This is a genomic window from Micromonospora sp. NPDC002389, from assembly GCF_040296095.1.
In the GTDB taxonomy this organism is placed as follows: domain Bacteria; phylum Actinomycetota; class Actinomycetes; order Mycobacteriales; family Micromonosporaceae; genus Micromonospora.
Window position 1 is genome coordinate 472565 of record NZ_JBEOWP010000003.1, and the last position, 12384, is coordinate 484948.

Here is a 12384-nt window from a genome sequence, read left to right on the forward strand (position 1 = left end):
GCAAGCCCACCGTCAGCAACGTGCCGGTGCAGGCGATCGCGCACCCGACGGAGCGTCGGGTGCATCTGCCGACAGCGGACGGCCAGGAGTTCGTCTCGCCTGACGCCGCCCGGATCGAGCAGGTCAAGAAGGAGCGCGATCCGAGTCTGGACCCGCAGCTCGTCTGGATCGGCAAAGAGGAACAGGACGCCGAGGACCTGGTGGTCGAGGCCCCGCCGATCTACGTCCAGGAGAAGGTCGCCCCGCGCACCCTGGTCGAGGAGTTGCGCAGGGCCAGCGAGAAGTCCCGCCCTCGGGAGAACGAACAGCTCGGTCTCTTCGCCGACGACTACGCAGACTTCGACGGGCTGGACAACTGGCAGTCGGTCGAGTACTACCAGCACGAGGCCAACTGGTCCAACCGCATGATCCTCGGCGACTCGCTGCGCGTCATGGCGTCGCTTGCCGAGAAGGAGCGGCTGCGCGGCAAGGTCCAGATGATCTACATCGACCCGCCGTACGGCATCAAGTTCGGCTCCAACTGGCAGATGTCAGCCCGCAAGCGGGACGTTAAGGACGGCAACCTCGCGGACGTCACCCGCGAGGTCGAGCAGATCAAGGCGTTCCGGGACACCTGGGAGTTGGGCATCAACTCCTACCTGGCCTACCTGCGCGACCGGCTGATCGTCGCCCGGGACCTGCTCACCGAGTCCGGCAGCGTCTTCGTCCAGATCGGCGACGAAAACGTCCACCTCGTCCGCTGCCTCCTCGACGAAGTCTTCGGCCCGGAGAACTTTGTTTCCCAAATTTGCGTAGCCAAGACGGCCGGATCAAGCAGCGAGTTGCTTGCAGGGGTTGCCGATTACATCATTTGGTTCGGCAAGGACATAAAGCACACTTACTATCAACCACTCTACAGCTTGAAGACTCCCGGCGAAAGCGGAGCACTTTCCTACAACTACGTTGAGGAAGCGGACGGAACGCGACGACGTAGAACTGCGAAAGATGCCGACCGGCGCGACCTCCGCGCTCTCACCTTCGACAACTTCACAAGTCAACGACCTCCAGGCAACTTCCCGATTGAATTCCAAGGCCAGACCTATCGACCCACGCCGGGATTTTGGAAAACGGGAGAAGGAGAACCCGTTGAACGGCTTGTGCGAGCTCGACGACTGGCCGTAACAGGAAAGACTCTCCGCTACGTTAGATACCTCGACGATTTCCCCGTCACCACTCGATCTAACGTTTGGACGGATACCGGGACTGGCAGCTTCACTGAGGCGAAGACCTACGTAGTACAGACGGGCACGAAAATCATCGAGCGCTGCGTCCTGATGACCACTCGCCCTGGCGACCTCGTTCTTGACCCGACCTGCGGTTCAGGGACCACCGCATACGTGGCTGAGCACTGGGGTCGGCGGTGGATCACCATTGACACCTCGCGGGTGGCGATCACGCTCGCGCGGCAGCGGCTGGTCGGTGCGAAGTACCCCGCCTACCTGCTCGCCGATTCTGTTGAGGGTCGGGCCAAGGAGCGCGAGCTGTCCGGCACCGAGGCGGCCCCTACACCGCCCGGCCATGACATCCGCAAGGGCTTCGTGTACGAGCGTGTCCCGCACGTGACGCTCAAGTCCATCGCCAACAACCCGGACATCAAGGAGGGCATGAGCCGCAAGGAGATCGACGCGGCGATCGCCCGGCACGCCGAAACCGAACTGCTCTACGACCGGCCATACGAGGACAAGAAGCGCATCCGGGTGGCGGGCAAGTTCACCGTGGAGAGCCTGTCACCGCATCGGTCGGCAAACTTCTCGATCGGCGAGGAGCAGACCGAAGGAGGCGATGTCAACGCCTACGTCAAGACGATCCTGGACAACCTGACCAAGGCAGGTGTACAGAACGGCTGGCGTAACGAGCGGCTGGAGTTCGCCTCGCTGAACCCGTACCCGGGCAAGTTTGTCCACGCGGAGGCCGCGCGACGCAACGACGACGAGGGCACGTCGGCGCGGATCGCTGTGAGCGTGGGCCCTCAGTACGGCACAGTGGACGCCGACTTCGTCAAGTACGCGGCGCGGGAGGCACTCAAGGGTATCGGTTTCGACCTGCTGCTGGTGTGTGCGTTCGGCTTCGATGGGCGGGCCAGCGAGGCAGCCGGCGAGTTCGCTCCGGAGGGCGACGACTTCGCAACGGTGGCGGAGCAGCGGCAGCTCGGCCGACTTCCGATCCTGCTCGTCCGGATGAACGCCGACCTGGCCATGGGTGACACGCTGCTCAAGAAGACCGGAACGGCCAATCTCTTCACGGTCTTCGGCGAGCCGGACATCGCCATCGACCCGGTGCCGGATGGGCTCGTTGTCGAGATCCGTGGCGTTGATGTCTACAACCCCACCACCGGGGAACTGCGGCCGGACAACGGCGTCGGCGACATCGCACTGTGGATGATCGACACCGACTACAACGAGGAAGAGTTCTTCGTCCGGCACATCTACTTCGCCGGGAGCGAAGGCAAGCCGGACGGGCTGGACCCGTACTCTCGGCTGCGCAAGGCGCTGCGCGCGCAGATCGACGAGTCCGCCTGGTCCAGCCTCTACGGCCACCACTCGCGCCCGTTCCCTCGACCCAAGTCACGAAAGATCGCGGTGAAGGTGGTCAACCACTATGGCGACGAGGTGGTCAAGGTCTACGAAGTCTGAGCAGGCGAGTAGCCGTACTCGGCCAACCGATTCCGGGCGATGTCGAGTTCCTCCTCGGTGAAGAGCCCGGCGAACCGGTCTTGCAGCACCACCGCCTCGACTGCGAGGTCGAGTCTGCCCTTCTCCCACAGGGTGGTGAAGCCGCTGGAGACCGAACTTGCCCTGATTAGCCGGCGGGCCGCCTCAAGCCCGCCTACTTGCTGCACCATCTGTAGGAAGTAGCCCGCGTTGTAGTTCAACTCCTTCTTGGCCCTGCGGTAACCATCCAGCATGGCTGCGTGGAACTCGGCGGCCACCTTCGGATCGCGCTCGTTCGCCACCCGTTCGCCACTCGTGGCAGAGCTAAGACGCGGTTCCGGGGCCGGACGCGGCGCCGCAGCCGGCGGAGTTGCTGGCCGATAGGCGGGGTTACGAGTCAGCGCGATGTGGTCGGCCAAGCCGGTGCCGAGACGCTGCGGGCGGGGCATCCCCCTCGCCGGCAGCGCCCGAGTCAGCGCCAGGTAGATGTCGCCAAGCGTCAGCAGTGCGCCGCCACCCGTGACGCCCTGCCGCAACGTACGCAACAACTCGCCGGTAAAAGCGGTGAACTGTGCACCAACAGGGGCAACTGCCGTCTCGTGTGCCGGCGCGGACGCCAGAGTGTAGGTCCCATGGATGTCGAGGTTCCCGCTGATCGCCGGGGCGGTGCCCGACATAGCCTCGGTAGCGTGGCCCGAGAAGCAGCAGTCCAGGATCAGGACCCTATTGCGTGCAGGGCTGTCGGCCAGTGCGGACCGGAGCCAGCTCATCGGAACACCAAAGTAGTGGACCCGACGCGGATCCGGGTCGGTGGATTCAACGGCCAGAAACAGTTCACCGCGCTGGTTCAGCATGCCGTGGCCTGAGTAGTACACCACGATCGTGTCCAGCGCTTCGTTGACGACGGCGTCAATCGCATCCCCGACCTCCTGCGGAGTCGCCGGGTCGATCAACATCCGGCAGCCTGACGGATCTAGGCCACCCAAGTCCGGATCGGTGAGGGAATCAGCCAACGACTGCACGTTGTTGACGGTTGCCGGAAGATCATGCAGGCCGTCGTGCGAGAAGCGGGACGACCCGATCAGCAGGGCGCGCGATCCATCTCGCTCCGGAAGCCTCGCGTTCATGACACCTTCCGGTCTGCCGAGAGCGTGTCGTACAGCTCTTTGACTGCGCCTGCGTTGCCGGCCTCGATCTCGACCTTACGGAGAGTTTCACCCGTCTCCTCGACGACGAACTCCACGCTGATCCGAGCACGCCGCGATTGCAACCACGTGTTGAGCGCACCTGCCAGCACCGCAGCCGCTCCACCACTGCCGAGCGCAACGGAGATGATCTCCATGGCGCCACCCATCTCGTCTGGACCGGGCTGCCGAGACAGCGTCCGCACCCTGCCACGGAGTTCGTCGGTGCGCTGGAGCCAACCAAACAGAGAGTGCAGTTCGCCTGGTCTTCCGTCGAGCAGTGACACTTTGATCAACGCCATGGTATGCATTATCCAATATGGCCGGAGGAAGTCAGCCAGCACCCGACACCAACCTTCCACCACCATCGACACAGCGACCAACTGGGAAGTGAGGGTTTTGCGCGTCCGCGCCATCCATGGACACTGATCAACTCCTAACTCTTCCCGGCTCCGGAAGCTGCGCGTACCGTGAGGTACACGATGTACCCCATGTAATGAGGTGTGGTTCGTGATCAGTGATCAGCAGCTAAAGCCGGGCCAGCGTGTCGAGCGGCTACGTCGTGCCGCCGGGCTCTCCCGTGAACGCCTCGCCAACTTGAGCGGACTATCAGCGACAACGGTGAAGTTCATCGAGAACGGACGTCGATCGTTGACCCTTCGTGCCGCACAGCAGATGGCACCACACCTCGGGGTTCGGGATCTCGGTGATCTCTTCGGACCGTCCGTGGCACTGTCTCTCGATGGTCGGGCCAGCCATCCCGCAGTAACGGAGGTCCGCCATGCGTTGACCGCCTGGCACCTCGCCGTCGACGGCGAACCGGAGAGCACCGACTATCTCCGAGGCGCGGTCGATTCCGCATGGCAGACCTGGCACACATCTCGACACCAGCGCACGGCGGCAGGGGAAATCCTGCCCGGCCTGCTGAATGCCACCCAGCGAGCGGCTCGGTTGCATTCGGGCGATGATCGACGCACGAGCCTCGCCCTACTCGCGCAGACTTACCATCTCGCTCAGGCGTATCTGGCGTGGCATGGCGACCGTGAACTGGTCTGGTTGACCGTTGATCGCGGAATGAACGCCGCCCTGGACGCGGACGACCCACTCGCTATCGCACAGGCGACCTGGTATGCCGCACACCTGCTACGCGCGGTGGGTCGCGGAGACGAAGCGTTGGAGCGACTTCGGGAAGCACGCGGGCTTATCGAACCACGCCTAGCGGATGGCGGCCCCGAATGGGCGGAAGTCCTCGCCGATCTGCACCTTTGCGCAGCCCTGACGCGTTCTCGGATCGGTGACCAAGGCGCGTGGTCGGATTGGGACACCGCTCGGTCGATCGTCGACCGGGCGCTGCCCGAGGGGTTCGTAGGCTTGCGGACCCGCGTGTCGCGGCCCTTGGTCGACGTGTACGCGGTCATGTGCGCAGTAGACCTCGGTGATCCGGACGAGGCGCAACGCCGCGCCCACGCCCTCGACCCGGCATCGATCCCCTCGACAGAGCGTCGGGGTCGGCATTACGTGGAACTGGCACGTTCGGCCGATCTGGAGGGCGCGAAGGAAGCGACCCTTCATCTGCTGACGCGTGCCGAGGCGACGTCACCGGAGACGGTCCGCTACTCGCCTGCGGCGCAGGATCTGATCACCCGGCTGTCCCAAGAGTCGCCCGCCTCAATCCGCGCCGAGGCGGTTGACCTCGCCCGTCGAATGAGTGCCACCGACCTTTAGGTACGCCCCGTCACCGGGTACACCACGTACCCAGACTCGAACGCTCGATTCCTTAGCGTAATCGAGCGGTGACAGCGTGGGCTGGTCTGGACCTTTCCGCTGCCGCCTCTGATGACGAAGGAGTCGGGAATGATCGGCCAGAACGATGGCGGCACGCCAAGCAGGGGCGAGCAGATCCAGGCGAACGAACGGGAAGCGGCGAAGCGGCGGGTGCTCGCCCAGGCCGAGGCGGAGCGCGTACCGGTCGAGGAGACGACCCGGGCGGTACCGGATCGGCGGTGGCGGCGTGGGTGACGAGTTGTTGCCGATCGGTCGGCGGGTGGCTTACTGGCGAGGGCGGCGGCGGATGTCGCAGCAGGTGTTCGCCGATCGGATGGGCAAGTCGAAGAGCTGGGTCGACAAGGTCGAGCGTGGTGCGCGGTCGCTGGACAAGGTGTCCACGATCGCGGAGATCGCCGCCGTGTTGCGAGTCGAGCAGTCGGTGCTGCTGGGCCGCCAGGTCCGCACCGCTGCCGTCAACGAGCGGGCGGCGGGTGTGGAGCGGATCCGGGCGGCACTGTCCGCGTACGACATCGTGGCGGGCCGGTGGGAGCCGGAGCGTCGGGTACCGGCGGCGGATCAACTGGCCGGTGGCGTGGCTTACGCCTGGAACACCTACCAGCATGCCCAATACCCCCAGTTGATCGACCTGCTGCCCGGGCTGATCACCGGGGCGCAGCGCGGTTACGCCTGCGATCCGGGATCGGGGCGCGTACCGCTGGTGGAGGCGTACCGGGTCGGCTCGGCACTGCTGACGAAGCTCGGTGAGACCGAGCTTGCCTGGCTGGCCGCCGACCGGGCGATGGCGCTCGCCACCGGCGATGCGGTGCTGGTGGCGACGGCGGCGGTGCAGCTCGGGCCGGTGTTGCGCGCCGCCGGGCAAGCGGGCGCGGCGGTGTCGACCATGCGGACCACCGCGTACCGGATCACCCCGCCGGACCTCGACGGCAGCCCGTCGGCGTACCTGTCCCTGTGCGGCACGCTGCTCGTGCAGGGCGCGTTGGCGGCGGCCGGCGACGGCAAAGAGCGCGGCGCCGCCAACCTGCTCGATGAGGCCGCCGACCTGTCCGACCAGGTGGGCGACGGCCACGACTACCATCGCACCGCCTTCGGACCCACCGCCGTGGCCGCAGCGCGCACCCTGGCGGCGCTGGAATTGGGCGATGCGGGTGAGGCGCTGGCCTGGCATCAGAGGGCCACCGAAGGCCTCGGCTGGCGGTGGCTGCCTGTCGAGCATCGCGCCGCACACCTGATCGACGCTGCTCGCGCGCACCTGCACGCTCACGATGCCACGAGCGCCGCCCGGACCCTGCGGCAGGCCCAGAGCATCGCACCCGCCGAGGTCCGGCACCGCCCCGCCGCCCGCGACCTGCTTGTCCAGGTGCTCCGGAGCCCGCACGCCCCGACGACGATCGTCCAGCTCGCTGCCGCCCTTGGGGTTCCGGCGACATGACGGCACCGCAGTTGTCAGACGGAGGCGGGTTAGCGCGGGTTCGGTGTAAGGAGGGGACCCCTGCTATGCACGAGGCGTTAGCAGGGGTCCCCTCCTTACACTCAGGTCGGGGTGTCGCGACGGCGGAACGCGCTCAGTCCGACGGCCAGCAGCACGGCGGCCACGGCGGTGAGCACCACCAGGGGCAGGACCGTGAGGTCGGCGGCGGGCACCGACGGCACGTGCGTGAAGGGCGACAGGTTCAGCGCCGCCTGCGGCAGCTCCAGCACCGCGCCCAGCTGCCCGAGCAGCAGGAAGGCGATCAGCACCGCCCAGCTCAGCGCCACCGACCAGCGGGGCACCGCGCCGAACAGGGCGGTCACCACCCCGACGAGCACCAGCAGGGCGGGCAACCGCAGCAGCGCCGCGCCGCCCAACTCGACCGTCCAGCCGACCGCGTCACCAGCCGCCAGGCCGTACCCGAGGCCGGTGGTGAGCCCGGCCAGCAGCACCAGCCACACCGCGCCGAGCACCGCGCCGCACACCTGGGTCCCGAGCCACCGGGTCCGGCTCACCGCCGTCGCCAGCAACGCCTCCAGGATGCCGTCGGACTCGTCGTTGCGCGTCCGCAGCAGGGCCTGCACGACGTACGCGCCGATGGTCAACGCGTACAGGCCGAGGATCGCGGCCAGGTACGCGTCGACGAGTTCCGCCCCACCTCCGAGCTGGGCGATCGCCTCGGCCGCCGCCGGGTTCTCGGCGATCATCGCGTCCACCTCGTGACCGGCCACCCCCATGGAGAGGCCGAGCACCACCACGGCCACGGTCCAACCGGCCAGTGCGCCCCGCTGCAACCGCCAGGTCAGGCCGACCGGCCCGAGCAGCCCCGAGCCCGCTCGGGCCGGTCCACGCCGCGCGGCCAGCAGCCCGGCGCCGAGGTCACGGCGTTCGGCCAGCAGGTACGCCAGCGCGACCCCGGCCATCAGCAGGGCCAGCGGCAGTGCGAGGACCCACCATCGTTCGGTGCCGAAGGCGCGTACCTGGGTGCCCCAGCCGAGCGGCGAGAGCCAGGTCGGCCAGGCGCTGTCCAGCCGGGTGCCGTCGCCGCCACGCTCGCCGAGCACGTCACCGGCGGCGCGCAGCAGGAACGCGACGCCCACGGTGGCCGCGGCGAGCGCGTTCGCGCTGCGGGAGCTGACCGAGACCTGGGCGGTGACGGCCGCGACGCCGGTGAAGGCGACACCGACCCCGCCGATCGCGGCGGCGGCGGCCACCGAGCCGACGACCGGGAGCCCGGCGCCGACGAAGGCCAGGACGAGCAGCGCGGCGGAGGCCAGGTTCGCGCCGACCACCACCAGCAGGGCGGCGGTCAGCAGGGCGTACCGGCCGACGACGTTGGCGCCGAGCAGTTCGGCGCGCCCGGTCTCCTCGTTCTGCCGGGTGTGCCGGACCACGGCGAAGGTGCTCAGCAGCGCGGCGAGCAGGGTGAGGGTGAGGTACGTCTCGGCGACCACCACCGCGCCGAGGTCGGCGCTGGCGATCGGGCCGTTGAAGGCGCGGGCGACCACACTGGACAGCGCGGTCTCGGCGTACCCGAGTCGGGTCTGCTCGTCCGGGTAGAGGCCGGCGACGCTCTCGGCCAGGCCGTAGCCGATCAGCGGGGTGCCGAGGATCCAGACGGCCAGCCGGGTCCGGTCCCGACGCAGCGCGAGGCGGGCGAGTCGCCCGGTGCCGGTGAAGGCGCTCATCGGGCACCTCCGGCGGTGGTCTGCCGCTCGTTGTCGGTCCCCGGCCGCTCGACGTCGGCGCTGTCGCCGTAGTGCCGCAGGAACAGCTCCTCCAGCGTGGGCGGCGTGCTGGTCAGGGCGCGGACCTCGAAGCGGACCAGGTGACCGAGGAGACTGTCCAGGTGCGCCGGCTCCACCTCCAGCTTGACCCGGCCGTCGACCGGCCGGACCTCGTGTACGCCGGGCAGCTCCTCCAGCCCGGTCAGCGGCCGTGCGGTCTCGACGGTCACCGTGGTACGCGCCAGGTGGCGCAGCTCGGCGAGGCTGCCGGACTCCACGGTGCGCCCGTCCCGGATGATGCTGACCCGGTCGCAGAGCGCCTCCACCTCGGCGAGCACGTGGCTGGAGAGCAGCACGCTCGCACCGGCCTGGGTGAGCGTGCGGACCTCCTCCTGGAACACCGCCTCCATCAGCGGGTCCAGACCGGACGTGGGTTCGTCCAGGACATACAGCTCCACGCCGGAGGCGAAGGCGGCGACGATGGCGACCTTCTGCCGGTTGCCCTTCGAATAGGTGCGGCACTTCTTCGTCGGGTCCAGCTCGAAGCGTCGCAGCAGCTCGTCGCGGCGGCGTTCGTCGAGACCGCCGCGCAACGCGCCGAAGAGGTCGATCGCCTCGCCGCCGGTCAGGTTGGGCCAGAGGTTGACGTCACCGGGTACGTACGCCAACCGCCGGTGCAGCGCGACCGCGTCCCGCCACGGGTCGCCGTCGAGGACGCGTACCTGCCCGGAGTCACGGCGCAGCAGGCCGAGCACGATACGGATGGTGGTGGACTTGCCCGCGCCGTTCGGTCCCAGGAAGCCGTGCACCTCCCCCGGTTCCACCGTCAGGTCGAGCCCGTCGAGGGCACGTACTCCGCCGAAGGTCTTGACGAGGTTCTCGATCGAGATCACGGACATGGGTGCCTCCTGTCGCTCGGTGTGCCGACCACCCCACTGTACTGACCGACGGTAAGTGGTTTCGCGCAGGTCCCCGTCCGACGGTCAGGAGGGGCTAGGCTGAACGCCATGACCTGGGAGGAAGTCGACGACACGCGCAGCCGGATCCTGCGTACGGCCCTGCAGATGTTCACCGAGCAGGGCTATCAACGCACCTCGCTACGCCAGATCGCCGAACGCCTGCGACTGACCAAGGCGGCGATCCTCTATCACTTCCCCAGCAAGGCACACCTGCTCAGCGATCTCGCCGAGCCGTTCGTGCGGGACCTGGAGCAGCTGCTCGACCGGGCCGAGGCGCTACCGGCACGGCAGGCCCGGTGGACGCTGCTGGAGGGCTGGGTGGACGTCATGCTCACCCACCGACACTCGCTGGGCATGCTCTATCACGACCTGGCGCTGGTCGGCCGGGGCACCGACTACCAGAGCCTGATGCAGATCGCCATGCGGGCCAACGAAATCGTGGCCGGGCCGAACCCCGGCGTACGGGAACGCGTCCGAGCGGTGCAGGCGCTCGCGATGTGCGGCGACCCGGTGCTCTTCCTCGCCGAGGTGCCCGCACAGGCGCTGCGCGAGGACATGCTCGACGGCGTCCGCCGCCTGCTGGCAGACCCCCCGCCGGCCACGTCGCCGACCGCCCGGTCGACTGCCGCCGACCCCGCCGCGCCCCCCACCGCCGGAAGCGCCCCCACCGCCGACCCCACCGAGGCAAGCCCCGCCCAAGCCAAGGCCGCCAAAGCAGACGGAGGCGGAGGCGGAGCCGCCACCGCCCGTGGTGACACCGTCGGTGGTGACACCACCGGCACTGGTGCGGCCGGGCCGACCACCCCGGCAGCCGGCCCGCGCCCACGAGCCGGCCGACGGCGCCCGGGACGCCCGCGTTCGATGAGCCCGGACCAGGTGTCGGCAGCCCGCCGGATGCACCTGGCGGGCACCCACTCGGCCGACGAGATCGCCGCCGAGTTCGGGGTGTCCCGAGCCACCGTCTACCGCCATCTCGAATCCGACAATGATAGTGAGACGGTTTTGAGCTAATTGCGAGACGCCACCAACCAGCCCACTCCCACCTCCACCCCGCCCCACCCCACCCCGCCCCGCCCCAAACTCCGCGTTGATCAAGAAGTTTGGGCACGATTCACGCGCCCAGGGCGACCAAAACTTCTTGATCAACCGGTGGCGGACGGGGGCCGGGTGGGGGTGGGAGGAGAGGGGGTTAGCGGATCAGGTTGAGGTTTGGGTATGTGCGGGTGTGGGCTGGGAAGTTCTCGTCGGTGTACGGGGCGTAGATCCAGGTACGCAGCGAGTTCGCAGCGGTGTCGATCTCCACCAGTCGGACCGGGTTGGTCCGGGGCGAGTGGAACGTCTGTAGGAACGAGTGGATCCGGTTGCCGTGTAGCCCGGTGTCCACCCGCGACGCGGCGGTCCCGGTGTGTCCGGAGAAGACGAACCGGATGTTGGCGTACCGCCGGATCAGGTTGTCGAAGACGTACTGCGGGCTCGTCGACCCGAAGCCGGCGCTCTGGCCGATGGTGGCGTCGCTCTCCAGGAAGTGGTGGGTCACCACGATCACGTTGTGCCGGGGGTGCGCCTCGACGACCTGCTGCGCCCAGGCGACCGCCGCCCGTCGGGGCCACAGTTCCAGGGTCAACACCAGCCACTGCACCCCACCGGCGCGGTAGGTGGCGAAGACGTTGTCCACCTTGCCCGGCTCGAACCGCCCCCCGGCCACCCCGAAGCGGTCGACGGTGAAGTACCGGTTGAAGGTGGTGGTGTCACGCAGCAACGGCCCGGCCGGGCTGCGCAGCGCGCCGTCGGGACCGAAGACCTGGGTGTCGTGGTTGCCGACCGCCAGGGTGTACGGCAGGCCGGCCGCCTCCAGGGGACGCAGGGCGGCACTGGCCCGGGCGTACTGCACGTGGTCGGGGGTGTCGTAGTTGACCACGTCCCCGGAGTGGGTGACGAAGCGCAGGTCCAGGGCGGTGCGCTGGGCCACCAGCCAGTCGATGCGCTGCCGCATCCGGGTGTCGCCCGCGGTCAGCACCTCCTCCTGGGTGTCCGGCACCACCGCGAAGCCGAACGTGGTGTCGACCGGCCCGGCCTCCTGCGTCCGGGCGTACGCGACGTGCACGTTGCGGTCGCAGGTGGCGGTGAAGCGGTCGTTGACCAGCTCGATGCGGACGGAGTGCCGCCCGTACGCCAGCGGCGCACCGACGAGGTAGCTGCCGTAGTCGGTGTTGCTCGCGACGGTCACCTCGCCGACCGGCTGGCCGCCCACGCTGACCCGGACGACCGGCCAGCCGTCGCACTCGTCGCCGATCGCGCCGAACACCAGTTGGCCGGAGCCCTGCAACACGGTGGTGGCGTGACTGCTGTTGCGCCAGAGCGTGGCGTGGGTGCCCGACGCAGGCACGGGCGTGCCGGTCGACGGGTTGATCGACCCGTTGACCACCGTGAACGGTGACGGTTCCGCCGCGTTCGCCGTGCCCGCGAGCACGCCGGCCGACAACACGACCACGATCGCCACGATGGCCCGCGTGATCCGCATGTTTGCCCCTCCCTGTCCCACACCGGCACCTGCCGGACATCGGGATG

10 protein-coding genes are annotated in these 12384 nt (G+C 68.4%); 5 read left to right on the plus strand and 5 right to left on the minus strand.

All coding sequences use genetic code 11. From position 1 onward, the window contains the following. Positions 1 to 20 precede the first annotated feature (20 nt). The gene (locus ABT008_RS08285; RefSeq protein ID WP_350694734.1) at positions 21 to 2672 is read left to right on the plus strand and encodes a site-specific DNA-methyltransferase; all 2652 of its coding nucleotides are present in this window, start codon (positions 21 to 23) and stop codon (positions 2670 to 2672) included. Here ABT008_RS08285 and ABT008_RS08290 read toward each other — a convergent pair. Together ABT008_RS08290 and ABT008_RS08295 are read right to left on the minus strand one after the other, a co-directional pair. Then, positions 2660 to 3817, minus strand: coding sequence for a caspase family protein (locus tag ABT008_RS08290; RefSeq protein WP_350694736.1), 1158 nt, complete (start codon positions 3815 to 3817; stop codon positions 2660 to 2662). The genes ABT008_RS08285 and ABT008_RS08290 overlap by 13 nt on opposite strands. Beyond that, a complete protein-coding gene (locus ABT008_RS08295) occupies positions 3814 to 4176 on the minus strand; it encodes an effector-associated constant component EACC1 (protein WP_176094282.1) in 363 nt (120 codons plus the stop codon). Before ABT008_RS08295 ends, ABT008_RS08290 begins: the two co-directional genes overlap by 4 nt. Before the next feature lie 211 nt (positions 4177 to 4387). Here ABT008_RS08295 and ABT008_RS08300 point away from each other — a divergent pair, with 211 nt between their 5' ends. From ABT008_RS08300 to ABT008_RS08310, 3 genes are all read left to right on the plus strand, one after another. Then, positions 4388 to 5599, plus strand: a complete 1212-nt coding sequence (locus ABT008_RS08300) for a helix-turn-helix domain-containing protein (protein ID WP_350694948.1) — start codon at positions 4388 to 4390, stop codon at positions 5597 to 5599. Positions 5600 to 5728: 129 nt separating this feature from the next. Then, positions 5729 to 5893 (plus strand): hypothetical protein, encoded by a 165-nt coding sequence (locus tag ABT008_RS08305; protein ID WP_350694738.1) that lies wholly within the window; start codon positions 5729 to 5731, stop codon positions 5891 to 5893. Next, positions 5886 to 7091: a helix-turn-helix domain-containing protein gene (locus ABT008_RS08310; RefSeq protein WP_350694740.1), complete on the plus strand. Its 1206-nt coding sequence runs from the start codon at positions 5886 to 5888 to the stop codon at positions 7089 to 7091. The genes ABT008_RS08305 and ABT008_RS08310 overlap by 8 nt, the downstream gene beginning before the upstream one ends. Positions 7092 to 7192: 101 nt before the next feature. On the opposite strand, the gene ABT008_RS08315 is transcribed toward ABT008_RS08310, so the two are convergent. Then, complete coding sequence (locus tag ABT008_RS08315; RefSeq protein ID WP_350694742.1) at positions 7193 to 8818, minus strand: ABC transporter permease; 1626 nt, start codon at positions 8816 to 8818, stop codon at positions 7193 to 7195. Then, positions 8815 to 9756 (minus strand): ABC transporter ATP-binding protein, encoded by a 942-nt coding sequence (locus tag ABT008_RS08320; protein ID WP_350694743.1) that lies wholly within the window; start codon positions 9754 to 9756, stop codon positions 8815 to 8817. The genes ABT008_RS08315 and ABT008_RS08320 overlap by 4 nt, the downstream gene beginning before the upstream one ends. A gap of 108 nt (positions 9757 to 9864) precedes the next feature. Between ABT008_RS08320 and ABT008_RS08325 the strand changes: the two genes are divergently transcribed. Then, positions 9865 to 10827 carry a TetR family transcriptional regulator gene (locus tag ABT008_RS08325; protein WP_350694745.1) on the plus strand — a complete coding sequence of 321 codons (963 nt, stop codon included), beginning with the start codon at positions 9865 to 9867 and terminating at the stop codon, positions 10825 to 10827. A 178-nt stretch (positions 10828 to 11005) separates the two neighbouring features. On the opposite strand, the gene ABT008_RS08330 is transcribed toward ABT008_RS08325, so the two are convergent. Further along, positions 11006 to 12337 (minus strand): carbohydrate-binding domain-containing protein, encoded by a 1332-nt coding sequence (locus ABT008_RS08330; RefSeq protein WP_350694747.1) that lies wholly within the window; start codon positions 12335 to 12337, stop codon positions 11006 to 11008. Between the last annotated feature and the right edge of the window lie 47 nt (positions 12338 to 12384).

What these genes read in the sequence shown, in the direction of transcription:
- ABT008_RS08295 (WP_176094282.1), bottom strand. Translation starts at nt 4,176, where the DNA reads ATGGCGTTGATCAAAGTGTCACTGCTCGACGGAAGACCAGGCGAACTG.
- ABT008_RS08290 (WP_350694736.1), bottom strand. Translation starts at nt 3,817, where the DNA reads ATGAACGCGAGGCTTCCGGAGCGAGATGGATCGCGCGCCCTGCTGATC.
- ABT008_RS08305 (WP_350694738.1), top strand. Translation starts at nt 5,729, where the DNA reads ATGATCGGCCAGAACGATGGCGGCACGCCAAGCAGGGGCGAGCAGATC.
- ABT008_RS08315 (WP_350694742.1), bottom strand. Translation starts at nt 8,818, where the DNA reads ATGAGCGCCTTCACCGGCACCGGGCGACTCGCCCGCCTCGCGCTGCGT.
- ABT008_RS08325 (WP_350694745.1), top strand. Translation starts at nt 9,865, where the DNA reads ATGACCTGGGAGGAAGTCGACGACACGCGCAGCCGGATCCTGCGTACG.
- ABT008_RS08320 (WP_350694743.1), bottom strand. Translation starts at nt 9,756, where the DNA reads ATGTCCGTGATCTCGATCGAGAACCTCGTCAAGACCTTCGGCGGAGTA.
- ABT008_RS08330 (WP_350694747.1), bottom strand. Translation starts at nt 12,337, where the DNA reads ATGCGGATCACGCGGGCCATCGTGGCGATCGTGGTCGTGTTGTCGGCC.